The organism is Nostoc paludosum FACHB-159 (assembly GCF_014698835.1).
In the GTDB taxonomy this organism is placed as follows: Bacteria; Cyanobacteriota; Cyanobacteriia; order Cyanobacteriales; family Nostocaceae; genus Nostoc; species Nostoc paludosum.
In genome coordinates, this window is record NZ_JACJTU010000001.1 from 322,528 (window position 1) to 346,587 (window position 24,060).

24 protein-coding genes are annotated in these 24,060 nt (G+C 40.5%); 17 read left to right on the forward strand and 7 right to left on the reverse strand.

Going from position 1 to position 24,060, the window contains the following annotated elements; genetic code table 11:
- Positions 1–65: 65 nt before the first annotated feature.
- The 9 genes from H6H03_RS01335 to H6H03_RS01375 all read left to right on the forward strand — a co-directional run bounded on the left by H6H03_RS01335 (position 66) and on the right by H6H03_RS01375 (position 8,579).
- Entirely contained in the window at positions 66–281 is a 216-nt protein-coding gene (locus tag H6H03_RS01335; protein WP_190953276.1) for an acetyltransferase, read from the forward strand.
- A gap of 591 nt (positions 282–872) precedes the next feature.
- Positions 873–1,358 carry a hypothetical protein gene (locus H6H03_RS01340; protein ID WP_190953277.1) on the forward strand — a complete coding sequence of 162 codons (486 nt, stop codon included), beginning with the start codon at positions 873–875 and terminating at the stop codon, positions 1,356–1,358.
- Positions 1,359–1,598: 240 nt separating this feature from the next.
- Positions 1,599–1,925, forward strand: coding sequence for a DUF6464 family protein (locus tag H6H03_RS01345; protein WP_190953278.1), 327 nt, complete (start codon positions 1,599–1,601; stop codon positions 1,923–1,925).
- Positions 1,926–2,396: 471 nt separating this feature from the next.
- Positions 2,397–3,656 (forward strand): ABC transporter substrate-binding protein, encoded by a 1,260-nt coding sequence (locus H6H03_RS01350; RefSeq protein ID WP_190953279.1) that lies wholly within the window; start codon positions 2,397–2,399, stop codon positions 3,654–3,656.
- A gap of 7 nt (positions 3,657–3,663) precedes the next feature.
- Positions 3,664–4,614, forward strand: a complete 951-nt coding sequence (locus H6H03_RS01355) for a branched-chain amino acid ABC transporter permease (protein WP_190953280.1) — start codon at positions 3,664–3,666, stop codon at positions 4,612–4,614.
- Positions 4,615–4,628: 14 nt separating this feature from the next.
- Positions 4,629–5,231, forward strand: coding sequence for a Uma2 family endonuclease (locus H6H03_RS01360; RefSeq protein WP_190953281.1), 603 nt, complete (start codon positions 4,629–4,631; stop codon positions 5,229–5,231).
- A gap of 39 nt (positions 5,232–5,270) precedes the next feature.
- On the forward strand, positions 5,271–6,281 hold the full coding sequence (locus H6H03_RS01365; RefSeq protein WP_190953282.1) for a branched-chain amino acid ABC transporter permease: 1,011 nt from the start codon (positions 5,271–5,273) through the stop codon (positions 6,279–6,281).
- 4 nt (positions 6,282–6,285) lie between these two features.
- Positions 6,286–7,812, forward strand: a complete 1,527-nt coding sequence (locus tag H6H03_RS01370) for a GMC family oxidoreductase (protein WP_190953283.1) — start codon at positions 6,286–6,288, stop codon at positions 7,810–7,812.
- A complete protein-coding gene (locus H6H03_RS01375) occupies positions 7,809–8,579 on the forward strand; it encodes an ABC transporter ATP-binding protein (protein WP_190953284.1) in 771 nt (256 codons plus the stop codon). Before H6H03_RS01370 ends, H6H03_RS01375 begins: the two co-directional genes overlap by 4 nt.
- A gap of 17 nt (positions 8,580–8,596) precedes the next feature.
- Here the strand turns inward: H6H03_RS01375 and H6H03_RS01380 are convergent, their stop codons facing one another.
- Positions 8,597–9,484, reverse strand: coding sequence for a DUF4351 domain-containing protein (locus H6H03_RS01380; protein WP_190953285.1), 888 nt, complete (start codon positions 9,482–9,484; stop codon positions 8,597–8,599).
- 179 nt (positions 9,485–9,663) lie between these two features.
- Here H6H03_RS01380 and H6H03_RS01385 point away from each other — a divergent pair, with 179 nt between their 5' ends.
- The gene (locus H6H03_RS01385) at positions 9,664–10,395 is read left to right on the forward strand and encodes an ABC transporter ATP-binding protein (RefSeq protein ID WP_190953286.1); all 732 of its coding nucleotides are present in this window, start codon (positions 9,664–9,666) and stop codon (positions 10,393–10,395) included.
- 211 nt (positions 10,396–10,606) lie between these two features.
- On the opposite strand, the gene H6H03_RS01390 is transcribed toward H6H03_RS01385, so the two are convergent.
- The 3 genes from H6H03_RS01390 to dcuC all read right to left on the reverse strand — a co-directional run bounded on the left by H6H03_RS01390 (position 10,607) and on the right by dcuC (position 13,704).
- Complete coding sequence (locus H6H03_RS01390) at positions 10,607–11,545, reverse strand: DUF1822 family protein (RefSeq protein WP_190953287.1); 939 nt, start codon at positions 11,543–11,545, stop codon at positions 10,607–10,609.
- A complete protein-coding gene (locus H6H03_RS01395; RefSeq protein ID WP_190953288.1) occupies positions 11,542–12,249 on the reverse strand; it encodes a hypothetical protein in 708 nt (235 codons plus the stop codon). Before H6H03_RS01395 ends, H6H03_RS01390 begins: the two co-directional genes overlap by 4 nt.
- Before the next feature lie 153 nt (positions 12,250–12,402).
- Entirely contained in the window at positions 12,403–13,704 is a 1,302-nt protein-coding gene (dcuC, locus tag H6H03_RS01400) for a C4-dicarboxylate transporter DcuC (protein WP_190953289.1), read from the reverse strand.
- 358 nt (positions 13,705–14,062) lie between these two features.
- On the opposite strand from dcuC, the gene H6H03_RS01405 reads away from it, so the two are divergent.
- From H6H03_RS01405 to H6H03_RS01420, 4 genes are all read left to right on the forward strand, one after another.
- Complete coding sequence (locus tag H6H03_RS01405; RefSeq protein WP_190953290.1) at positions 14,063–14,710, forward strand: histidine phosphatase family protein; 648 nt, start codon at positions 14,063–14,065, stop codon at positions 14,708–14,710.
- A gap of 84 nt (positions 14,711–14,794) precedes the next feature.
- A complete protein-coding gene (locus tag H6H03_RS01410; protein WP_190953291.1) occupies positions 14,795–15,820 on the forward strand; it encodes a glucokinase in 1,026 nt (341 codons plus the stop codon).
- A 44-nt stretch (positions 15,821–15,864) separates the two neighbouring features.
- On the forward strand, positions 15,865–16,503 hold the full coding sequence (locus H6H03_RS01415; RefSeq protein ID WP_190953292.1) for a hypothetical protein: 639 nt from the start codon (positions 15,865–15,867) through the stop codon (positions 16,501–16,503).
- Positions 16,504–16,754: 251 nt separating this feature from the next.
- Positions 16,755–17,396 (forward strand): Uma2 family endonuclease, encoded by a 642-nt coding sequence (locus H6H03_RS01420; protein WP_190953293.1) that lies wholly within the window; start codon positions 16,755–16,757, stop codon positions 17,394–17,396.
- 930 nt (positions 17,397–18,326) lie between these two features.
- On the opposite strand, the gene H6H03_RS01425 is transcribed toward H6H03_RS01420, so the two are convergent.
- Together H6H03_RS01425 and H6H03_RS01430 are read right to left on the reverse strand one after the other, a co-directional pair.
- Complete coding sequence (locus H6H03_RS01425; protein ID WP_190953294.1) at positions 18,327–18,866, reverse strand: hypothetical protein; 540 nt, start codon at positions 18,864–18,866, stop codon at positions 18,327–18,329.
- 267 nt (positions 18,867–19,133) lie between these two features.
- The gene (locus tag H6H03_RS01430) at positions 19,134–19,502 is read right to left on the reverse strand and encodes a hypothetical protein (RefSeq protein WP_190953295.1); all 369 of its coding nucleotides are present in this window, start codon (positions 19,500–19,502) and stop codon (positions 19,134–19,136) included.
- A gap of 654 nt (positions 19,503–20,156) precedes the next feature.
- Between H6H03_RS01430 and H6H03_RS01435 the strand changes: the two genes are divergently transcribed.
- Positions 20,157–20,801, forward strand: coding sequence for a response regulator (locus H6H03_RS01435; protein ID WP_199338643.1), 645 nt, complete (start codon positions 20,157–20,159; stop codon positions 20,799–20,801).
- Between the two features lie 37 nt (positions 20,802–20,838).
- On the opposite strand, the gene H6H03_RS41100 is transcribed toward H6H03_RS01435, so the two are convergent.
- Positions 20,839–20,973: a hypothetical protein gene (locus H6H03_RS41100; RefSeq protein ID WP_277926118.1), complete on the reverse strand. Its 135-nt coding sequence runs from the start codon at positions 20,971–20,973 to the stop codon at positions 20,839–20,841.
- A 176-nt stretch (positions 20,974–21,149) separates the two neighbouring features.
- Here H6H03_RS41100 and H6H03_RS01440 point away from each other — a divergent pair, with 176 nt between their 5' ends.
- Complete coding sequence (locus tag H6H03_RS01440; RefSeq protein ID WP_190953296.1) at positions 21,150–22,619, forward strand: efflux RND transporter periplasmic adaptor subunit; 1,470 nt, start codon at positions 21,150–21,152, stop codon at positions 22,617–22,619.
- A gap of 17 nt (positions 22,620–22,636) precedes the next feature.
- Entirely contained in the window at positions 22,637–23,854 is a 1,218-nt protein-coding gene (locus tag H6H03_RS01445) for an ABC transporter permease (protein ID WP_190953297.1), read from the forward strand.
- Positions 23,855–24,060 lie beyond the last annotated feature (206 nt).

The window sequence follows — 24,060 nt, forward strand, 5'->3', positions numbered from 1 at the left end:
AACTTTGGCGAGTTTGTATTAAGACTCGCTGTAAATTTTCATGGAAACTTATTGAGGTTAGTTATATGCTCTTACAACTGAAAGATACCGGTGAGTTGGTAAAAATTTTGGAAATTGAAGAATTACTTGACCCTAATAGTGATGTTGTTCGCGCAAAAGACCAAGAAGGTCAAGAAGAACAGGAACCTGATTCTTTTAAAAAACAAAATCTCATTTTTCCCTCTGGTGAAGATTTACCACGCTGTTGGTTAGATGCTGATTACCGAACTGCCAATGCTTAATTAACTTAAAGTTGGTAATACGAAAAATCAAGGGTTTGGAACAAGGTATCTAAGAGGTTGTTTTAAAAGTTGTTGGCTGTGACTTTAGGCACTTATTGATCCCCCCTAACCCCCCTTTTTAAGGGGGGAAATAGAATCAAAGTCCCCCTTTTTAAGGGGGGAAATAGAATCAAAGTCCCCCTTTTTAAGGGGGATTTAGGGGGATCTAAAAGTATTTGCTACATCACTAAGGACTTTTCAAACATCCTCTAAGGGTGTAGGTGAGCAAAACACCTTTACACCCTAACCACCATTAACCCAACGATAGCTTCCAATCAACTTCCCCCTGGTTTTACTACGCAAAACCAGGGGGAGGTTTTTTGATTTTCAAGCTAAGTAACATGGTGCAAAAAAACCAAAATATATAACGAAAAGTAAAGTTGCTCAAAAAGTTCTTTCCTCCTGCCTACCGACCTACTTAGAGACTTTTAATTCTATTCCCTGTTGCCTGCTATACAAGCCCCTAAACTTGATATACAAAATTTTACAGTACAAATGTACTGTTTTGCTGCTAAAATGCCTTACAAGTCAGCTAGCCTTGCTTGAGGTAGTATGAAAAAAATCCAAGACAGCTACAAAAAGCCTATTCCAGCCAAAATTTCACTGTTGCAGCCAACACCTGTGATTACTGCAATAGTGCCACTACAACCGCAAGAGGAAAAAATCATCAGTGACCAGGAACGCTTAGTCGCGCAAGTTGAACGCATCAACTGGATGGCAGGGGAGCTAGAAGCAGCGATACTAGAGTTGAAAGCGATCGCTAACACACTCAATACTCAAAAACGTTACCCACTCATCAAGCCGAACCAATGTAAAAATATTTGTCAGTATTTGGCAGTTAGCGTGCCTTGGGTAAGAAAAAAATCAGACCAGTCTTTTATTTTGACAACAAGAAGAGTTGATTTATTTCGAGCAGAAAGGGAAGCAGCACTATTAGCACAGCAACTACGTCAGCAAACCAAAAAAAGATTAGCGTCCCAGCAACACAGAAAAAACAAGGCTGAGGCTGATATAAAACGATTCTTCAAAAAACATTAGTCAACAAATCTTAAAGCGATCGCTATTTAAAGGCAATCCACCTCTGAGGTTGTAACAGTTATGCTGATTGAAGTGGTAGAAGAAAGATATTCTCTTTCATTACCTAAATACCACCAGACAATTGCTAATTGCTACCAATTATGGTAACAAAAGGGACATCTACCCTCAGATTTGCACTTGTGTAAAACCAGGTGCAACATCAGGGACGATCGCTCGGTGCTCAAAAGGGGTAAAAAGAAGGTGTTAAAGACACTTTTAGTGATTGCCGTTGGTTTTTTACCGTCCCTGTTTTCCCTGTGGGCGATCCGCAAAACGCGTTCGCGAGCGCGTTTACGGATGAGGCAAGCAGCCATGAATTTTCCCAGGATGCGGCAAGGGGAAAACTTCACATCGCCTGAAGGCGATCGCTATTATTTAGAAGGGGTAGGTTACCTGATTGGCGACATCAGCTGCAAGTTTAATGCCCGATCTGGCTACATCCGCTGTGCCGTGAATCCCGACGGGCCATGTAACGGTTGTCGTCACTACGAGCCAAAAGAATTAATCGGTAATGAGAAAAAGGCTTGATAGTTTTTTAGTTGACTGTTAACCGTTAACAGTCAACGTGAAATCCCATCTCCTTTTAAGGGTGGGATGAGCTTAACCCCTGGTACTCAACTGAACTGAAAAACCAACTTATTACCGCATTCCCAGGTTAAACCTGGGAATGATAAAATCATGGGCTACTACAATAACTTGTATTTACAAAGACTTTGAATATTTGTCTTTGTATGGTCAAATAAAAATGAGTAAGAATTCAGTATCAAAAAGTGAAAAGCCACAATTTATAACAGTCTAGTATGATTTGTGTATTCATTCATCTAGTATCGTCCTGATTCTTGAACTCTTGTAGCTTTTGAATTATGACTTCTGAGTTCTGGCAAAAATGATTTAATATAATTCTTGCAAAAGTTAAAATCTGCCTTATATTGTTTGCAGATTCTAACCTTTACTTTTAATTTTTCCGAACCTATCTAATAACTAGATGATTATTTAACGATGAAAACAAGTTTCTTTGGGATAACAGCATTATTATCAAGTTGCGCTTTGCTACTAACAGGCTGCGGTGGCGACAATACAACTGTGACAAATTCTCCAAATACTCCAAATAGTAGTACGAATAACACTGCAACTAACACCACAACAAATACAGGTACGTTATCAGGTGCGATTCCTATCGGCATTGCGGTTGCTCAAACTAGCAATGTGGCATTATTGGGTCAAGAACAAGTGGCTGGAGTTAAAATTGCCGAGAAGTATTTTAATGCTAAAGGTGGCGTCAACGGCACTCCAATTAAATTAGTGTTTCAAGATACTAGCGGAGATGAAGCAGGAGCAATTAACGCTGTTCAAAGTTTAATTAATAAAGATAAAGTTATTGGCATTGTGGGGCCAACTTTATCACAGCAAGCCTTTAGTGCCGATCCCGTTGCCGAACGTGCAAAAGTACCAATCATTGGCCCATCAAATACTGCGAAAAATATTCCAGAAATTGGTGATTATGTAGCTCGTGTTTCTGCACCAGTTTCCGTTGTCGCTCCGAATTCCGTGAAAGCTGCACTCAAGCAAAACCCTCAAATTAAAAAAGTCGCAGTTTTCTATGCTCAAAATGATGCATTTAGCAAGTCAGAAACGGAAATATTCCAGCAAACAGTTAAGGATCAAGGACTGGAATTATTAACAGTCCAAAAATTCCAAACCAGCGATACAGATTTTCAAAGCCAAGCTACCAATGCAATTAACCTTAAACCAGATTTGGTCATTATTTCTGGCTTAGCTGCTGATGGTGGTAATTTGATAAGACAATTGCGAGAACTGGGTTACAAAGGCTTAATTGTTGGTGGTAATGGTCTAAATACATCGAATATCTTGGCAGTTTGTAAAGCACTTTGTGATGGCGTATTGATTGCTCAAGCCTATAGTCCAGAACATCCAGGGGAAATTAACGCGGCATTTCGCAAAGCCTATGCAGAGGAATACAAGAAAGAACCGCCCCAATTTAGCGCCCAAGCTTTTGCAGCGGTGCAAGTTTATGTCGAAGCATTAAAAGCTTTAGATAGCAAAAGCAAAGTTAATAAGTTACAGCTACCAGAATTACGGACGCAATTAAATAAAGAAATACTTGCTGGAAAATACAATACACCGCTGGGTGAAATTGGATTTACTCCGGTGGGTGAAGTTGTGCAAAAAGATTTCTATGTCGCCCAAATCAAAATGGAAAAAGATGGAAGTCAAGGTAAATTTAGTTTTTTGAAATAGTTGCTACATGAATATCAGCTTATTTTTGCAGCAATTATTAAACGGCTTATCCATTGGCAGTGTCTATGCAATTTTTGCCTTGGGATATACCTTGGTTTATTCTATTTTGGGCATTATTAATTTAGCTCATGGGGCGATTTTTACCTTGGGTGCATATTTCACCTATGCACTCATGGGTGGTAACTTTGGATTTAATGGCTTATTAGCTAATGCAGCCTTGCCGATAAAATTACCATTTGCTATAGCTTTGATTTTAGGAAGTAGCTTGGCGGGATTGGTTGGGGTAGTGATGGAACGAGTTGCTTTTCAACCTCTGCGGCGTCAAGGTTCCGATCCTTTGCTAACTGTTGTTTCCAGTTTGGGAGTAGCGGTGGTAATTGTGAACTTAATTCAGTATTTAGTAGGCGCAGAAAGTTACACTTACCCAGCAAATACTTATGGGAATTTACCACCTTCTATTAACTTTGGTACCCAAGATCAGGAAATTCCCATTCGCACGGTTCAGATAGTAATTTTTGGTGTATCAGTAGCGATTGTGGCAATTCTCAGCTATTTTATCAATCGCACAAAATATGGTAAAGCAATGCAGGCGATCGCCGAAGATCCAACCACTGCGAGTTTATTAGGAATAAATAGCGATCGCTTTATCGTTTTAACATTCTTTATTAGCAGTTTCTTAGCAGGATTAGCAGGAACTTTAGTCGCTTCTAGTGTTAGTATTGCCGGCCCTTATTTCGGCATTGCCTTTGGTTTGAGGGGTTTAGCAGTAATTGTTTTAGGTGGTTTAGGTAGCATTCCCGGCGCAGTTTTAGGAGGATTACTTATTGGATTAGTTGAAGCTTTTGTACCGACTGAATATTCCGGTTACAAAGACGCTGTAGCCTACGGAATATTATTTATCATGCTGTTAGTTAGACCCCAAGGTTTGCTAGGTCGTCGATTTATTCAGAAAGTTTAAACACACGTAAGGCTATGAAAACATACACCAAACAAAAACTAACTTTTGATGATTTTTTGGAACAGTGCCCAGAGGAAGGTTTATATGAACTGGTAGATGGAGAAATTGTAGAAGTGCGTGCAACTAGAAATCATGATGATGTCGCCGATTTTATATTGTTTGGTTTCAACGATGAAATTAAACGTTTAAATCTGAATTACGTAGTAAAAAACACAGCAATTATCAAAACTATAACTGCTAATGGAATAGAACAAGGACGCAAACCTGATGTCAGTGTAATAGATAAAGATGTATGGCGCTCAAATCGTTCTGCTTATTCTGCACTTGAAGAACCCATCCAGTTAGCTGTAGAAGTAACATCGACTAATTGGGAAGATGACTACATTGATAAATTAGATGAATATCAACGCTTAGGTATTAAAGAATATTGGATTGTAGATTATTTGGCAATTGGTTCAAGGGAGTATTTGGGAAATCCCAAAGTTCCAACTGTGTTTGTTTTTCTACTAGATGCTGAGGGAAAATACCAACGCACACACTTTAGGGGTTCCGAACAAATAGTGTCACGAACTTTTCCTGAACTAACGTTAACAGCAGAGCAAATATTAACAGCTTAAGAATTGATAAAAGTGATAGCTTAATTAAAATATTTTACAATGTCTGAATTTTTTTCTACTTATGAATCACCAATAGTCTACATGGTATTGGAGGCTTTATTAGGGCTATCGCTTTATTTGCCATTGATGGCTGGACAATTGTCCTTAGCTAGTCCGGGATTTTATGCTTTAGGTGGATATATTGCAGCGATTTTATCTACACAAGTTTTCATATCTACTAATACTTTATGGCCTATTCAATTACTTTTAAAATTTTTCCCATTTACTAATAATTTATTTCCGATTCCATTACTTTTATTGGAAATGTTAATTGCTGGTTTAGTTTCTGGTATATTAGCTGTATTAGTGGGAATTCCGGCATTGCGATTGCGGGGAATTTATTTAGCGATCGCCACCATTGCTTTTGTAGAAGTATTACGAGTTGTATCCTTAAATCTAGATATTACAGGCGGTGCTGTAGGGATTTTTGGTATTCCTCAACCATTCCAAAGCCAACTTGAATATTTAAAGATTGCTCTGCCATTACTATTAATTAGTATGGTGTTATTTTACCGTTTAGAACGCATTCGCACCGGTAGGGCATTCATCGCCATTCGCGAAGATGAGTTAGCTGCGAGTGCGATGGGAATTAACCCCACTTACTACAAAGTTTTAGCCTTTACTCTGGGAGCGATTCTTGCGGGTATTGTCGGTGTAATTAGCGCTCATTTTCTCAATACCTGGAATGCTCGACAAGGTACTTTTGATGCCAGTATTACCTATCTAACGATTGTCTTAATTGGTGGTTCGAGAACTTTTTTAGGTTCGGTGGTAGGTGCCATTGTCTTGAAAGTTTTATTAGAAATTATTTTGCGAAGAATAGCTGATATAGGCGGTCTGCCCATTTGGCTAGCCCAATTTCTACGCGATGGCAGATTAATTATTTATGGTTGTTTAATAGTTTTAGGGACTATATTTTTTCCCCAAGGATTTGTCACTCCAGATATTTTGAAAAAAGGTAAAAAGCAATTACTAAAGTTATTTGCCAACACATCAAAACAGAGAAGTTAATAATATGAAGACTAAATATGATTATGTTGTAATTGGTGCGGGTTCGGGGGGTTGTGTCGTTGCTAACCGATTGACGGAAGATGCCGAAACAACTGTCTTATTGTTGGAAGCAGGGAATCCGCCTAATTTACCAGAACACGAAATTCCTCTAGGCTGGCCAAAACTTTGGGGTACAGAGGCGGACTGGGCATATTCTACAGAAGAAGAACCCTACATCAATAACCGTAAAATCTATTGTCCGCGCGGGAAAGTCTTGGGTGGCAGCAGTGCGATCAACGCCATGATTTATATTCGAGGCAATCGGTATGATTATGACCAGTGGGATCAGTTGGGCAATGTTGGTTGGAGTTATGAAGATGTGTTGCCCTATTTCAAAAAATCTGAAAATCAGCAGCGAGAAGCATGTGAATTTCATGGGGTTGATGGATTTCTAAGTGTGACAGATCCCCTAGCGAAGAGTGTCACCTCACAAAAATTTGTGGAAGCTGCTGTTGAATTGGGTTATGGGCACAATCCTGATTTCAATGGCGCACAACAGCACGGAGCCGGATTTTATCAGTTAACAATTAAAGACGGTAAGCGGCATAGTACCGCAACGGCATTTCTACTACCGATTTTGCACCGCCCCAACTTAACTGTTACCACTGGTGCATTAGTTACTAGGTTATTGTTTGAGGGAACGCAAACCGTAGGGGTAGAATTCATCCATCAGGGAACGATACAGCAAGTTTGGATAGAACAAGAAGTGATTTTAAGTGCTGGTGCGATCGATTCGCCCAAGCTATTGATGCTCTCTGGGATTGGCAAAGCAGAACATCTAAAGAGTTTGGATATTCCTGTGGTCGTTGATTTACCTGGTGTTGGTCAGAATCTTCAAGATCACGTGCTAGTCGGCGTAGCACACGAAGCAACCCAGGATCTGCAACCAGATTTAACCAGCAATCTTGCAGAAGTTGGATTGTTCTTGCATACCGAAGGTCGTTTAGATGCTGCACCAGATTTACAGTTTTTCTCTGCCCCTATTTTGTGGACACATCCTACTTATGGGCGTTCTGTGCCTGGATTCACAGGTGCAGTTTGTATCACTAATCCCGAAAGTCGTGGTAGTGTCAACCTGGGTTCTGCTTTCCCCAAAGACCCACCCATAATTCGGATGAACTATCTGCAAAGTGAATCTGATTTGCAAAAACTCTTGGCAGGAATCAAAATTTGTCGGCAGATATTCCAATCAAGTGTATTTGATGAGTTGCGAGGAGAAGAAGTAGCCCCTGGTGCTGATAATCAGAGTGATGAAACACTTTTGGCTTACATTCGGGAAACCTGCGACAGTGTATACCATCCAGTCGGCACTTGTAAAATGGGATCTGACCGTGATTCAGTAGTAAACCCGGAACTCAAAGTGCATGGTGTTGCCGGGTTGCGTGTAGCGGATGCATCAATTATGCCAACTATTATTACGGGAAACACAAATGCACCAACAATTATGATTGGTGAAAAAGCAGCCGATTTGATTAAAGCCGCAGCGAAATGACAAACAACATTATTTTAGAAGCGAAATCACTGACTCGCCGCTTTGGGGGTTTAGTGGCGGTGAATAATGTATCTTTTACAGTCAATCAACATGAGATTTTTGGATTGATTGGCCCTAACGGTGCTGGGAAAACAACACTGTTTAATTTGATTACAGCATTTATTCCCCTTTCTAGTGGAGAATTACGCTATCAAGGTGCTAATATTTCCCAACTCCGCCCGCATCAAATTGCAGGTTTAGGTATCGCTCGAACTTTTCAAAATATTCGCTTATTTGGTGAATTATCAGCGTTAGAAAATATAGTAATTGCCCGACATTTGGATAATAAAAGTAATGTATTAACAGGAGTTTTAGGATTACCACGAGGGCGTCGGGAAGAGAAAAAAAGTAAGCGAAAAGCTTTACAATTATTAGAGATGGTGGGCTTGAGCGATCGCGCCGAAGAAAAAGCAAAAAACTTCGCCTATGGTGACCAACGCCGCTTAGAAATCGCCCGCGCTTTAGCCCTAGAACCGCAAATTTTACTTCTCGATGAACCTGCTGCGGGAATGAACCCTAATGAAAAACACCAACTGAGCGAATTTATCCGCAGTCTGCGAGAACAGTTTAATTTAACAATTGTGTTGATTGAACATCACGTACCATTAGTAATGGGTTTGTGCGATCGCATTGCTGTTTTAGATTTTGGACAATTAATTGCTTTGGGCGAACCAGCTGTAGTTAGAAACGATCCGGCTGTAATTGAAGCTTATTTGGGAAATGAATAATTTACTAACTGTGAAAGTTAAGCAGACAAAGTTGTGATAAATTCTTCTAAAGAATTTACAGCGATCGCGCTATCCATTAAAGTTTCTAATTTTTCTACACTCTCGTCCTCAAGCCTTACTTCCACCTCACGGGGAATTTCGCCAAAGCGTTGTCGTAATACTCGGATTAACTGCCGTTTTACACCTTGCTGAAGTCCTTGTTGAAGTCCTTGCTGAAGTCCTTGTTGAAGTCCTTGCTGAAGTCCTTCAGTTAAAATTTGTTGATACCAAGGCGATTCTCGCAATACTGCCATATCCCACCTCATGATTTGTTGCACTAAAGGGATGTCTAACACAAAGCTAGCAAAAAATGCCAGCAATGATTCTAATTGGTTCAATTGTGCATCCGCTCGCAATACTTGTAATGCCCGTTGCACTACTGATGGTTCTCCCCCTCCTTGGAGGATGGGTACAAACGGTAACAATGACGGTAGTGGTTGTCTAAAAACTATTTCAGCATCGACTTCCCACAAATTAATTACGCGATAATCTTGAATGGCACGTAATCCTAAAAATTCCTGCTCGTAACTACTTACAATAGTTAAGCTGGATGGGGGCGGTAAGATGTTGACGAGTACTGGGTAAGTTGGTAGTCGGTAGCGTTCTTGTGCCAAGGCAGCATAGGTTCTCATCCTTAGAGGCATATGTGCTGTATAACGCAACTGTAGTTCATTGAGTACCAGAAAATCTCCGTGAGTAGGGCTGTATGCTTTCACCAAAACATCAGTTTCCCGGCTAACCCATTGAAACTCCGAACCAAGAATTTCTTTTGCCACGACTTCAGGACGCTGTGTTACCCACTGTACCCATGCATCGGGAGCTAAATTAATTAATCGCTTGCTACCAATATCTGCTGCTTTTGTCACAGGAGAGTTAATATACTTATTCGTAATTAAAGGTATACCACAAAGATTCGAGTATTCTGGCGTTAGTTTTTTACTTAATGCAATATCTACGACGGGATGCGGCTACGTACTGTTTGAGGAAACCTATGATTGATGTATGTTAGGTTTTAAATCAAGATATTTATGGATATAAAACGCCGATGAATGCCGATAATATACCAAATTATACAATCTTAGAAATTCAAGAACTTGATGTAAATTATGGCGGGATTCAAGCTCTGAAGAAAATTAATTTAATTATAAAAAAAGGTGAGGTAGTTACTTTAATTGGTGCTAATGGTGCTGGAAAAACTACTACACTCAGGGCTATATCTAAAATAGTTAATCCTAAAAGTGGCGCAATTATCTATGATGGGCGAAATATTACCCGCCGCCAAGCTCATGAAGTTGTGCAACTTGGTATTGCTCATTGTCCAGAAGGGCGGAGAGTATTAGCACGGCAAACGGTATTTGATAATTTATTTTTAGGTGCTTATATTCGCTCAAATCAAGCGGAGATTAAAGAAGATATTGGGCGTCAATTTGAGCTATTTCCACGTTTGTCACAAAGACGCAATCAACTAGCAGGAACCTTGAGTGGTGGCGAGCAACAAATGTTAGCGATCGCTCGTGCTTTAATGAGTAGACCAAAGCTATTACTTTTAGACGAACCTAGCTTAGGTTTAGCACCTGCGATCGTCCGGGAAATTTTTTCAATTATTGAAAATCTACGGGCTACTGGTGTAACTATTTTGTTAGTTGAACAAAACGCTAATCTGGCACTACAAATTGCAGATAGAGGTTATGTTTTAGAAGCTGGCTCTATCACTTTAACAGGTGCCGCATCAGAATTAATTAGTGATGAGCGAGTGAAAAAAGCTTATTTAGGATAATTTATTAAATTCCAACTTTGGAGTTACAAGTATATGGTAAAATCACCAACTAAACCCATAACTTTAGAAGACTTTTTCAAACTGCCATAAACAAAACCAGCGAGGGAATACATGAACGGTCAATAACGTGTTAATTCTTGATTATATTGAACATCTATGGTGAGAACAGAAACTTGCATAAATTTTCAAATAAATTTTCAAAATCTGATTTTCAATAGATAACAAAATTTTCTACAATACTAATTTCTTCACTCACTATTTTGACCTGAAAAGCTTCTCCGATACCTGCAATGAAGGGTTGGAGTTGAATATGAGTAGGGGTTTCTAAGTCTATTTTATGAGGGAAGATGTGTTCAGATTCATCAATGATTGAAAGTTGTAATGATGGCAATTCTTCGCTGTCGATTGCTTCTAAACGCAAGGAAACACGTTGGCGTTGCAGGTCTTTAGGTGTGATTTCAGCAATCAGCAGAATATTTTGTGAACCTAAGTTAATTGCAGTAACTAGGGTACTTAGAGAAAGACTGCGAGTTGCATAGGATGGCGCAGGTTCTGAGTAAATATCTTTCAGGGTTTGCTGAAATATTTCAGCAATATTGATATTTTTTAACTTATTCAATAAACCTGGTTGCTGTGTTATATCTTCTGTCTGCTGTGCAGCTTTAGCAGCATAAATATGTTCAATGAGAATATCTAGCGATCGCAGTTCATCAATCCCTATATTTACCATTTGTTGTTCGCTCACTTGATTTACAGGTAAAAAACCCATAAGTTCAACTTCCCTGAGCATATCACTAAACTGTACACCAATATAACCAAGCAAATTTTCTGTGACTTCCAGTGGTAACTCAAAGTGTATTTGCCCTGGTAAAATTGGACAACATGCTAATCTTTGATTGATGTCTGGTAAAACTAAATCAGCGATATCAGATATAACTTGATTAGATAATTGCCAGCAATCACTTTGCTCTAAATTTGTATGAATTCCAAGGTATTTTAAATAGCGATGCACAGCATAGACACTTAATATATTGAGGTAAACTTGCTTTCCTTTTTCAGGTGTCAGTTGTTGAGCGGCAAATTTCTTAGCTAACTGATGTGCTTTTATTGATAGAGGAACCGTAGATTTGTGCATTTTCGCCTCATTCATAATAAGTAATCCTGCTCCAATCCAGAATTTAAAGCAACTTTTTGTAGATGTGATTGAATTTTTGACCAATTTCTTCTGTAGTGTGCGTAGAGGGTTTGCTCGGAAACTCCAAAATCTTGAGCGATCGCTCGCTTAGTTTCTGGTTTATCTTTTAAATAAAGTCGCTGAATAATGACTTGAAAATTACACCCAGGGTTATTTCTTAAATGTGATTTTCGCAAGATAAAATCAGGGTCTTCATCGATATATTCTTTCAGTTTTTGAGCTATAAACCTAATATTCTGCTGTTGAATTTTCTCAATGTAGCCTTCGAGTCCGTCTAAGCGTGGAGGTTCAAACCCCGTTTCAGATATTACTTCCTTAAAGCTAATACTCATACTGTCTTCATTGAGTTGTGCATCAAGACTAATACCTTGATTTCGTTTATTTCTGATATCTTTGACTCTCCAATGTAAATTTCCGTTAACCCAACGTACCAAACTGACAGTTAGCGATGGTGGATGTTCTTCAAAATCTTGAATATTTCTCCCAAGCCACTCCCAAATTTGATCTAAGGCATCAAAGTAATCTTGATGAGAAGATTGATAAAATCCCGGTAGTTGTTGTATCTTGACTATGAGCAAAGAAATGGCCTTGGCTCGTTGTGGACTATCTGGAGACAACTCTGAAGCTTGTCCGATCAATTCTCGAAGCTCTTCATCCATAGCGATTTATGCCTTTTGTTAGCCTCATCATGCAGACCTCTACAATTTTTCTCAAGCAGATTGAGAAAATTTATGCATAATTAAGAATTCAGAATTCAGAATTCAGAATTCAAAATTGATAAGGCTTTGCTCAAAGTTCTTCGGCTGACATTTTTAAATCCAATTGCACAATGCTGCTATGAGTAGGACGCCAAGCCCAGCTAATAGGGGTAAAGCTACGCATTTAACTAAACTTAGCGGTGGTTGTTGGGCGATGGTGGAACTCATAATCACAACCGCCGCTACTGGACTCATGGTGCGTCCCAGCTGCGCCGTCACAGATACCAAGGTTCCAACTTTCACAGGTTCGAGATTGATTTTTGCAGCTATTGGTACGAGAACATTCATCACTGCGATCGCGGTGGCACTTCCAGAACCTGTAATTCCTGCCAAAGTAAATGGTAAAATCAAACTGGTAAACTTTGCCAACATTGCGCGATTTGCTAAAGCGTTAGTGAGAGTTTCAATTAATCCGTTGGCTTTGATTCCCTCAGTAAAAATTGTCGCGGTAATAACTAAAGAAATAATGTTGGCATAGGCGTAACCTGCTCCTTCAAAAAATGCTGTTGGTAAACTATGCAAAGCTTTCGGAGTAGTTAACCCAGCAGCAACGATCGCAATTAACATCGCCGCAGCGATCGCTACACTATTATTAGCAAATTCTGTGGGTAGCTTGACCACTACAGGCACAACAAATAATAATATCATTGGTAGTAGTGGTATTAATGCCTTGATGTAATTTATTTCAAATTTTATTCCTAAATTTTGCTCAGTTTTAGTTATCTCCTCTGATGCAATCGTGGTCTTTTGAGATTCAATTAAAACCAAGATGCAGAAAACTATAAGTGCGGTGACACTTGCTAACAAATTAATTGGCAAAACTTGGGCGAGGATAGTAGTTGTTGATTGTCCAGTCAGTTCTGCAAGTTTGACCACTTCCACTGCACCAGGATTAAATAACTCGCCTCCCATAGAAGAACCAAGTAATAAAAGTGCGCCTGCGATAGTTGGTGCAATTCCCACAGCTAATAATAATGGTAATAAAACAGTCCCAACAATTGCAGCTGTACTAGATTGACTGACAATTGCCATATTGACAATATATGCAGCAATAATTCCACCGGGAATTAATAGCCACTTGCCATAACGTAAAGGTGCGAGTAACAGATGTGTGAGATGGCGATCGCATTCTGTAAGTTTGAGGATATATGCAAATCCCATCGCTGTACAAATTGGCACAACTGTCTTTTCATTCGTCATTTGTTGAGTAATGATGACGAAAATTTGGGGTAATTTACCTGCAAGTAAAAATAATGCTACTGCACAGATAAATAAACTCAAACGCACGTCAAAATGCTTGAACATCAAAACAACTGCCGTCACAATAATTATCAATGTGACTATAGTTGAAACCATCTTTAGCTCCCTGAATAACTTAGAAAAAAGAGTCAGATAATTTTGGATTTTGCATTGAAATAATCCAAAATTATTTCACCCTCTATAAATTGCTCAGTTAATATCTTCGCAGTTATGCATCAGGATAAACGCATACAGGGGATTTCAAGAAACGTGAAGCACGCAAAGTACGTCTCAAACCCAGCAATAAAGGCTGTTTTAGTTCTAACTTTTGAATTCTGCCACCGATAACTTTTCCAAATAAATAATATTATTAAAAATTATTACAATTTTTGTCATATATTAATATTTGCAGCCCTGCTTGCAGATATCTATATTTGTTTAGCGGTGAATTCTATTCGCCAGAATATTTAAACCCATGAGTCAAATAGTTTGGATCGCAAGACACGCCAACCGCCTCGACTTCGTAAACCCTGATTGGTTTCTCACTGCCGAACGACGTTACGATCCACCTTTGTCTGATGATGGTACGATCCAAGCCCAGCAGTTAGCAAAGCGTTTAAAGGGAGAAAAGATTACTCATATTTTTGCTTCACCCTTCTTGCGAACCGTACAAACAGCAAACGCGGTTGCAGAAGTGATGAATTTGTCTATCAAACTCGAAACAGGTTTGAGTGAATGGCTAAACCCAGCTTGGATGACAGAAGAACCCAAAAGACTCTCGACTCCAGCATTAGCAGAATTATTCCCTAGAATTGACCTTGGCTACACACCGCGTATCGCCGCTAATTATCCTGAAACTCACGAAAAAGTACGGGAACGTTCTGGACAAACTGCTAGATGTTTAGCCAGTGAATTCTTCCCAGAGAATATCCTGCTAGTAGCGCATGGTGCATCTGTGTTGGGTGCAGCAATGGGTTTAGTGGGAGAAGTTGCCAAAACCGAAGTTAAAGCTTCTTTATGTTCTTTGGTAAAAGTGGTACGTGACGAACCAGAATGGTTATTAGAACTCAAGGGAGATACTTCCCATTTAACTCACATAGAAGAAGTTATTCGATTTGCTTAAATCCTACATCAGAATTTACGATCGCAGCTTTCGCTATGTTGAGTATATGCTCCAAAAAAAAGAATTAATTCGCCAATAAATTCTATGACTTTGTTACTTGCGGGAGATATCGGCGGTACGAAAACTATTTTGCGATTGGCCCAAACATCCGATTCGCAAACCTTACAGACCATTTATCAGGAAAGTTACCACAGTGCAGATTTTCCTGATTTAGTACCGATAGTGCAGCAGTTTTTGGCTAAAGCTAATACATCAATACCAGAGAAAGCTTGTTTTGCGATCGCCGGTCCCATTGTCAAAAATACTGCCAAGCTGACGAATTTAGTCTGGTTCTTAGATACCGAACGTTTACAACAAGAGTTGGGTATCCCCCAAATTTCTTTGATTAATGACTTCGCCGCCATCGGCTATGGCATTGCTGGTTTACAAGAACAAGACTTGCACGTGTTACAGCCTGGGAAACCTCAACTAGAAGCCCCCGTTGCCATTATTGGTGCTGGCACCGGCTTAGGGCAAGGATTCTTAATTAAAACGGGAAATTACTATCAAGTTTTTCCCTCAGAAGGCGGACATGCTGATTTTGCTCCCCGTAACGAGATAGAATTTCAATTGTTGAAATACCTGCTGGGTAAACATGATATCCAGCGTATTTCTGTAGAACGCGTGGTTTCCGGAATGGGAATTGTGGCAATTTACCAATTTTTGCGCGATCGCAAATTTGCCAGCGAATCACCAGACATCGCCCAAATCGTCAGAACTTGGGAACAAGAAGCCGGTAAAGAAGAGAAAAGTGTCGATCCTGGTGCTGCTATTGGTACAGCTGCACTACAAAAACGCGATCGCCTTTGTGAACAAACCTTGCAATTATTCATAGACGCTTACGGCGCAGAAGCCGGGAATCTCGCCCTCAAACTCCTACCTTACGGCGGCTTATACATTGCTGGTGGAATTGCGCCCAAAATCCTGCCTTTAATCCAAAACAGCGATTTCTTATTCAATTTCACCCAAAAAGGTAGAATGCGATCGCTCCTTGAAGAGATACCCGTGTATATTATTCTCAACTCCCAAGTGGGGCTAATAGGTGCTGCTTTATGTGCTGCTAGGTTATAACAGCTGGCATCATCAGTGAGATTAGCATCTCAAAGGCAAGAAATATGACAATTAAACGTCTGTTGCCATTCATCGCCGCCACATTTATCTGTGGCGGATCTGTTTTGGTGGAAGCGCGTCAACCCAAATCTCCTGCATCAGTTGTCAAAACAACTCCCAAACCAACTATTAAGCCAAAGGCCAAACCAACCGTTTCTCAACCTGTACAACCAAAATGGAAATTATTCACTGCTCCAGATGGGCGCTTTAGTATTTTGATGCCAGGAAGCCCCAACAGAGAAACCCAATACCAAAAAACTTACATGGGGGAAATTAACTTAGAAATATTTGTCGCTCAACCACCAAAACAACAAGTAGCATACATAGTTACTTACAATGATTTTCCTTACAGCTATGGAGAAATGTCTGACCCCCAAGCTGTACTCAACAATGCGCGAGATATGGCTCTGAAAACTACCAAAAGTAATTTAATTAGTCAACGAAACATTCGGAGTTCAAATAATCATCCTGGCAAAGAAATTGAGTATATCAATTCTGGAGGAAAAATCACTAAAAGTAGAATGTATGTTGCCGAAGGAAGATTATATCAAGTAATGGCAATAACGACCAAAAAGCAGCAAAAGACATTAGCTAAAACTATTACGGGATATTTGAATTCCTTTCAGATAGTTTTGAAAAAGTGAAGTCTAGGGTACTGTGGGCACTTCGACAAGCTCAGTGCAGCCCTGGGGATTGGTGATTGGGTGTCAAATCAAAAAATTCTGGTGATGGCTTTTAAACACACCAGAATTTAAAAAGTTTTTCACAATATAATATTGAGTGCGATCGCCTCTAGCTGGAAATAGGGACTAAAGACGCGGTTAACCCTTGTCTGTAGCGAGTGTGGAATTTTCCCGCAATTGATTATGTTAGAAGCAGGGACTGGGAAAATATTATGAGTGAATTGCAGACGCCATTAGTAACTGACGCTTGGATAAAAGCCACTTGGGATGAATATATTGAACTAATAGAAGATCCTGCTTACGAAAAAGCCAAGGGCTACTACCACAATGGACACATGAGGATTGAAATGCCGCCAATCGGAAATGACCACGCCAGCGACCACGGAATTATAATGTATGCAGTTTATCTGTTTGCCAGTATTAAAGGAATTACTTTAAATGGCAAGGATAATTGTACGTATCGAAAGACAGGCTTTAATGAAGCTCAACCTGATGCTTCTTACTACATTAACGAGAATGCTAATGTTATCCCCTATGGAACTTCTATTGTTAACTTAGACATCTATCCACCACCAGATTTAGTAATTGAAGTTGCTAATACTTCCCTTGCTGACGACCTCGGTAACAAACGGTTACTATACGAAGATTTAGGAGTCAAAGAATACTGGATTTTAAATGTCCAAAACGTGGAAATTATGGCTTTTGCCATTGAAAACCAAGGTAGCCGCCGAATTACAGAATCTCAGGTGTTGCCAGGATTAGCTATTTCTTTATTAAACGAAGCATTACGGCGAACTCGTCAAATGTCTCACAGTCAAGTTGGTGCTTGGTTATTGAGCCAATTTCAACAGTAATCCTTTAATGCAATTAAGGTGCAAGTCAATGCAACAAAGATGCAACCCAATGCAACTAAGGTGCAAGTCGATGCAACAAAGATGCAACCCAATGTAACTAAGGGTTCTTGGCAACTTTTGGTGATGATGAAAAGTTACGCGCTTTAAGGCAGAGGGCAGGAGGCAGAAGGCAGAAGGGTTTTAAGATTCTGCCTGTCGTCGTAGAACTTGTGGCCAAGACTCAGATCGAACTTGAAGACTTTTCTTGTGATCTAGAGGTTCTGTAACCCTTGCACAGCAGGAATTTCTGTAGTTTTCTTCTTTCTTCCTTCTGCCCTCTGCCTTCTGCCTTCTGCCTAAACCAGCCCACTAGTGATCACCAAAAGCTGACAAGAACCTAACTAAGGTGCAAGTCGATGCAACGAAGTTGCTCTTTGATGCAATCAAGATGCAAGCCAATACATCAAAGCTGTTCTTGGATGCAACTAACCAATTTGTCGAGTGGGCAAACATTTACCCACCCAAATAACTTAAACAGCAGTAAAGTTGTTTTGTGTCAGCGTCGTCGTATCAAAGCCAGCCAGAATCGCTAAAGTTTGATTGTTTAAAGTGAAACAGTATTACTACAAGCCGAAGCAGCGCGTCTACGCTTCAACGATCGCATCGAACAAAGATCCAAGTCAGAACTTGGATCTTTGTCCTATATAATTGATACTTATGCGAATCATGAGAGTAGCGATACCTACGGTGGGCTACGCCAACGCTTCAGTGTTTTTCAAGCGACTTCCAAAAAAAAATATTCCTTTTGTAGAGGCGCACAGCTAGCTGTACGCCACCACAGTGTATTGCATCCAAACGAGAATGCTATATCTAAGTGGCTCAATACAGTTTTGGCAAAGGGAATAATTTATCCTTAAACCTTCTACTCTCTGTGCCTTTGTTCGTTCAAAATTAATTAGGTTTGATTTTTTGCCCAGAGAAGTTGAATGTTCCTAGAGGTGGGACATTATTTGACAACGGATTAGCACTGACGTTAAAAAGGCGCAATGTGATAGTCCCTTGTACTGTCTGCGTTTGAGGATTAAAGGTGGCTTGGTAGTCGGCGCGGCCAATGCTACCGGCTCCTGCACTGCCAGGAAAAGCAAAGGTGATAGACCTAGCACTCACCTTAGTTTTGCTATTACACTTCCAAGCACCTTGTCCACTAGTAAAGGGATTGAAAGCGTTAGGAACACCACCTTGATTGGAGTCAGTGACAAAAAAGTTACCATCTGCGGTCAGTGTAATAACTCCACGAGAGGCGACGCTGTTATCTGGGTTGAAGATTGTTGTTAGATAAGCACCAGTAACGTTAAGGCGACAAGGTGCTGTATTTGCTAGAGTTTCGGGTACGGTGAAGTCGTTACTCCTAGCCACCTTAGGACTAGCAAATAAGATACTTGCTAAAACTGAACTAAACAATAAAGTATTGCTAAACCAGATTTTATTCATTGTCAGTTTAGATAATTATCTAAATTTTGCTGTAGCGAGATGGATTATATAGCGATCGCCTTAATTACCGCATCGAACAAAGATCCTAGTTTTGACTAGGATCTTTGTCCTATATAACTGTTACTTATACTTATTGGCGGTGTTAAAATTTTGCTGACGATGACAAGTGATAGAGAGTTTTGCAAGGTTCTTATCTATGCAAAAAAGCGATCGCACAAGTAATATCAAGTGCGATCGCTCAGTTAAAATGCGTTAATTATACTTAACTCATGATGCAACTAGCTTTTTGCGGTTAGGACGCTTATACTCCGATTTTTTCTTCAATCCTACTGCTTGAGCTTGATCGCTATTTAATCCATATTGTCCGCGCACAACTTCTTTCATTGCTAATACCGCATTGTGAAATTCCCATTCTGCTAGTCGTGCAGCATCAGCCGCAGCACGGTATAAAGTTTGTTTTTCGGTTTCAGCTTGTTGCTGGGCTAACATAGCTTGATAAGCTTGCTGTAATTTGGCAGCAGAGGCATCAGCACGGTTAGTTTCATAGCTACTGATGGTTTGTAAACCGTGCCATGAACTTACATCTTCACTAATTAATTGAGGGCGCAAACGGCGTGTTGTATTTTGGGTAGTCATATTACCATACTGTTGTCAGTTATGTATTTAATGTACCCATTACCACTCTAAAGCTATCAGTAAGTTAAAAGGCAACAGGCAACAGGCAACAGGCAATAGGCAACAGGCAACAGGGAGCAGGCAACAGGCAACAGGCAATAGGCAACAGGCAACAGGGAGCAGGCAACAGGCAATAGGCAATAGGCAACAGGCAATAGGCAACAGGCAACAGGGAGCAGGCAACAGGCAACAGGGAAGAACTATATATTTACATGCATGACGATGAAAAAATTTTCATCGGGACTGCCTTTCTTAGTTAAGTTGACTGTAATACAACAAAGGTGCAAATCAAAGCATCAAAGTTGCAAGTCAATGCAACAAAGTTATAAATCAAAACATCAAAGTTGCAAGTCGATACAACAAAGGTGCAAATCAAAGCATCAAAGTTGTAAGTCGATACAACAAAGTTATAAATCAAAACATCAAAGTTGCAAGTCGATACAACAAAGGTGCAAATCAAAGCAGTTAGTAGATGTATGGTGCGTTTTGGCTTAGCCTTATTTGCTAGGAAAATAAAAATTAAAGATTAAGAATTTTAGCTAAAAAATTAACTATGAAATAATAAAAAATAATATCAATGATTTAAAAAATAGTATTAACAACCCGAATTTAAATATGGAAACAAATAAATTAGTCAAACCAATTCGGGTCATAACTGTTGACGATCATCAAATCTTGCGGGGGGGTATTAAATTTCTCTTGCTGGCGTTTGATGACATTGAATTAGTAGGGGAAGCGGGTAATGGAGATGAAGCGCTACGTCTTTGCGAAAACTTGCAACCAGATGTAGTGCTGATGGATTTGATGATGGGGATGAATGGGGCGGAAGTAACAAAAGTTATCCGCAAAAAATATCCAAAAATTCAGGTTTTAATATTGACCAGTTTTCTAGACAAGGGCTTGGTACAGAAAGCAATGCAAGCGGGAGCCATTGGCTACTTGCTCAAGGGTGTCTCAATTGATGAGTTAGCGAATGCCATACGTTGTGCTGCCATTGGTCGATCTATTTTGTCAGCAGAGGTAATTCAGGCGTTGCTGCAACCGACTCAACCATCATCCCCTCCTGCATATAAACTGAGTAGGCGACAGGCAGAGGTCTTAACACTCTTGGCTTTAGGATTGAGTAATGAAGAGATCGCTCAACGAATGAAATTGAGTCCTTCTACCATTAGACATCATGTCAGTCAGGTACTAAATAAGTTAGGAGCAACCAACCGCACGGAAGCTGCTACTAGGGCGGTGCGAGTTGGATGTGTTTAACCCTGTTTTGTGGCTTTAGATAAAGAAAAAGTGAAAATTAATTGTAGAGACGTAGCACTGCTACGTCTCTACTGCTACGTCTTTGTACATCAAGCAAATGAGAAATGCCGTAGCATTTTTGATGCCACCCAGTGATATTAGTGGCAAAAGTCATCCATTCAGGTGAAGGCATACAGATATACCAATGCCTAATATGAAGTAACATTAAGCAACCATGAAGCTAATTATGCGTCTGGTTGTTGGTAAATCGATCGAGATTTCATAGCAAACCTTTAACAACTCCTGATTCTGCATTGTCCTCTAACTAAAGGCTACTCCCACACAGCAATCATCACAGGGTTTTATTGTATGGCTACGAACATAGAAATTCCAGTTATTGGCAAAGTTAAGTATCCATTACGCTGGTTCATTGGGCTGATGGCGGGGGGGGCTTTGGTTGTGGGTACAGTTGCAAACTTTACTCTGATAAATCAAGGCACAAACCAAGAAGACATCGATCGCCTAACTGTCCCAGTATCAGCACAAAACGTCACGTTGCGGATAACGGCTAGTGGTAAAGTCGTGCCAGTCGAGAGCGTGAATATTAGTCCCAAGAATCCTGGTGTGCTGTCGCAATTGTACGTGGAACAAGGCGATCGCATTCAAAAAGGGCAAATTCTCGCCCGCATGGATAGCGCAGGCATTGAAGCACAAAAAAGTCAATATCTTGCTAACCTAGCGCAAAGTCAGGCACAGTTAGCCGAAGCGCTTGCTGGTAGCCGTCCTCAAGAAATTGCCCAAGCAAGGGCGCGATTAGCCCAAGCCCAAGCCCAGCTAACCCAAGCTCGTGTAGGTAATCGTCCCCAAGAAATTGCCCAAGCGCAAGCCCAAGTAGATGCGGCTCAGGCAAGAGTGAATTACACTGCCGAACAAGTAAAGCGTTATCAATATCTATATAAAGAAGGTGCAGAGAAAAAACAATTACTCGATCAAGCCATCAGCGAAGACAAAAGCGCCAGAGCCAATTTAGAAGAAGCGAAAAAACGATTGTCGTTAGTCCAAAGCGGTTCTCGCAGTGAAGAAATCGCCCAACGTCAAGCAGCAGTAAATGAAGCACGCGCAGCATTAACACTGTTGGAAGATGGCACTCGTTCTGAGGAAATTGCTGGACGCCAAGCAGGTGTCGCATCCGCCGAGGCTCAGTTGAAAGGCGTACAAGTGCAGTTGGAAGATACAATTATTCGCGCTCCCTTTTCGGGAATTGTCACCCAAAAGTATGCGAACGTAGGTGCTTTTGTCACCCCCACAACTTCTGCTTCTACCAGTGCTTCAGCAACTTCTAGTTCAATTGTCGCCGTAGCACGGGGTTTAGAAATATTAGCTCAAGTTCCCGAAGCCGATATTGGCAGAATCAAACCAGGACAGCAAGTGGAAATTGTCGCCGATGCTTATCCAGACCAAGTTTTTAAAGGACACGTGCGCTTGATTGCTCCCGAAGCCGTGGTAGAACAAGGTGTGACATCCTTCCAGGTGCGGGTTGCTTTGGATACTGGCTTAGATAAACTGCGTTCTGGCTTAAATGTGGATCTAACTTTTTTAGGCGATCGCGTGAATAATGCCTTAGTATTACCAACAGTTTCCATCGTCACCGAAAAAGGTAGAACTGGCGTACTTGTACCAGATGCAGACAATAAACCCCAATTCCGCGAAGTCACAGTTGGCGCACAAATCAAAGACCAAACGCAGATTTTAGGAGGAGTTAAAGAAGGCGATCGCATTTTTGTGAACCCACCAAACGATTACAAAATAGAAAAAGCTAAAGAACAAAATAATTCATAATTCATAATTCACAAGACATGAATTTTTTAGAAAGTGTGCAAATGGCGGGGAAAACCCTGTTATCAAATAAGCTGCGTAGTGCCCTCACGATGCTGGGTATAGTTATTGGTAATGCTTCAGTGATTGCCATGATTGGTATTGGCGAAGGTGGGCAAAAGTTTGTGAATAAACAGCTGGAGTCACTAGGGCCAAATGTGTTGTTTGTATTGCCAGGAAATCAAGAAACTCAACGCATTTCCTTTGAAGTGCCGAAAAATTTAGTGTTGCAAGATGCTGAGGCGATCGCCTCTCAGGTACCATCAGTCGTAGGAGTTGCGCCAGAGTTAAATAGAAGACAAGTGGTAACTTATCGTAATCGAAATACTGACGTTAATATTATTGGCACGACTCCCAGTTTTTTATCAGTACGGGATTTTGAAACTGATAAAGGCAGGTTTTTCAGCGAAGTAGATATTAAGCGAAGTAATCAAGTTGTTGTATTAGGTGGAGACTTAGCAGAAAAACTATTTGGTAATAGTAATCCCACCGGTCAGCAATTGCGAATTGGCAATACCAGCTTTCAAGTAATTGGCACATTAGTAGCCAAAGGTTCTAGCGTGGGAGCAGATTATGATGAAGCTGCTTTAATACCGATTACCACCTCTGCAAACCGCCTTGTGGGAAAGAATTCTCCCTATGGTATCGCCTTAGATTACCTCGTTGCGGCGGCTCGCGATGGTGATAGTGTCGATGCAGCAGAGTTTCAAATTACAAATTTGCTGCGTCTGCGACACAAAATTAATGGTGAAGATGACTTTACGATTCGCACCCAAAAAGATGCTTTGCAAACCGTTGGTCAAATTACAAGTGCATTGACAATTATGTTGGCAGCGATCGCAGCCATATCGCTGTTTGTTGGCGGCATTGGTATCATGAATATTATGCTAGTTTCCGTCACCGAACGCACCCAAGAAATTGGATTGAGAAAAGCGATCGGGGCAACAGAGCAAGATATTTTGCTACAGTTCATCATTGAAGCAGTAATAGTATCTGCCGCTGGTGGTTTAATTGGCACTGCCGTCGGTGTCAGTGGTATTCTGTTAGTGTCAGCTTTCACACCATTAGAGGCAGGGATTTCTACGGTGGCGATCGCAACTGCTGTGGGTGTTTCCGGTGGTATTGGTTTATTCTTTGGCGTCGTCCCTGCACGTCGCGCCGCTAAACTCGACCCCATCGTTGCATTAAGAAGCGCTTAGAAGTGGGGTGCGTTAGGCTGAAGCCATAACGCACCGCCACACACTGAAAGTCGGTTTTTTCATAACCTTGACGCAGGTGCTTAGTGTATCTTACACAAGAGGCGATCGCCAGAGGTTTTAGCTATTAGATACTAGGCAAATCACTTTCAGGCAAGATGTTATCTATAATTGCGATCGCACTAGCCATCCCAAAAGTTTTCGGTATA

Bases quoted from the DNA above. Each gene is read 5' to 3' on its own strand.
- H6H03_RS01430 (WP_190953295.1), bottom strand. From the start codon at position 19,502: ATGACTACCCAAAATACAACACGCCGTTTGCGCCCTCAATTAATTAGT.
- H6H03_RS01390 (WP_190953287.1), bottom strand. From the start codon at position 11,545: ATGAATGAGGCGAAAATGCACAAATCTACGGTTCCTCTATCAATAAAA.
- H6H03_RS01410 (WP_190953291.1), top strand. From the start codon at position 14,795: ATGACTTTGTTACTTGCGGGAGATATCGGCGGTACGAAAACTATTTTG.
- H6H03_RS01360 (WP_190953281.1), top strand. From the start codon at position 4,629: ATGAAAACATACACCAAACAAAAACTAACTTTTGATGATTTTTTGGAA.
- H6H03_RS01435 (WP_199338643.1), top strand. From the start codon at position 20,157: ATGGAAACAAATAAATTAGTCAAACCAATTCGGGTCATAACTGTTGAC.
- H6H03_RS01405 (WP_190953290.1), top strand. From the start codon at position 14,063: ATGAGTCAAATAGTTTGGATCGCAAGACACGCCAACCGCCTCGACTTC.
- H6H03_RS41100 (WP_277926118.1), bottom strand. From the start codon at position 20,973: ATGCCTTCACCTGAATGGATGACTTTTGCCACTAATATCACTGGGTGG.
- H6H03_RS01355 (WP_190953280.1), top strand. From the start codon at position 3,664: ATGAATATCAGCTTATTTTTGCAGCAATTATTAAACGGCTTATCCATT.
- H6H03_RS01370 (WP_190953283.1), top strand. From the start codon at position 6,286: ATGAAGACTAAATATGATTATGTTGTAATTGGTGCGGGTTCGGGGGGT.
- H6H03_RS01395 (WP_190953288.1), bottom strand. From the start codon at position 12,249: ATGGATGAAGAGCTTCGAGAATTGATCGGACAAGCTTCAGAGTTGTCT.
- H6H03_RS01385 (WP_190953286.1), top strand. From the start codon at position 9,664: ATGAATGCCGATAATATACCAAATTATACAATCTTAGAAATTCAAGAA.
- H6H03_RS01350 (WP_190953279.1), top strand. From the start codon at position 2,397: ATGAAAACAAGTTTCTTTGGGATAACAGCATTATTATCAAGTTGCGCT.
- H6H03_RS01425 (WP_190953294.1), bottom strand. From the start codon at position 18,866: ATGAATAAAATCTGGTTTAGCAATACTTTATTGTTTAGTTCAGTTTTA.
- H6H03_RS01375 (WP_190953284.1), top strand. From the start codon at position 7,809: ATGACAAACAACATTATTTTAGAAGCGAAATCACTGACTCGCCGCTTT.
- H6H03_RS01445 (WP_190953297.1), top strand. From the start codon at position 22,637: ATGAATTTTTTAGAAAGTGTGCAAATGGCGGGGAAAACCCTGTTATCA.
- H6H03_RS01340 (WP_190953277.1), top strand. From the start codon at position 873: ATGAAAAAAATCCAAGACAGCTACAAAAAGCCTATTCCAGCCAAAATT.
- H6H03_RS01335 (WP_190953276.1), top strand. From the start codon at position 66: ATGCTCTTACAACTGAAAGATACCGGTGAGTTGGTAAAAATTTTGGAA.
- dcuC (WP_190953289.1), bottom strand. From the start codon at position 13,704: ATGGTTTCAACTATAGTCACATTGATAATTATTGTGACGGCAGTTGTT.
- H6H03_RS01420 (WP_190953293.1), top strand. From the start codon at position 16,755: ATGAGTGAATTGCAGACGCCATTAGTAACTGACGCTTGGATAAAAGCC.
- H6H03_RS01440 (WP_190953296.1), top strand. From the start codon at position 21,150: ATGGCTACGAACATAGAAATTCCAGTTATTGGCAAAGTTAAGTATCCA.
- H6H03_RS01415 (WP_190953292.1), top strand. From the start codon at position 15,865: ATGACAATTAAACGTCTGTTGCCATTCATCGCCGCCACATTTATCTGT.
- H6H03_RS01365 (WP_190953282.1), top strand. From the start codon at position 5,271: ATGTCTGAATTTTTTTCTACTTATGAATCACCAATAGTCTACATGGTA.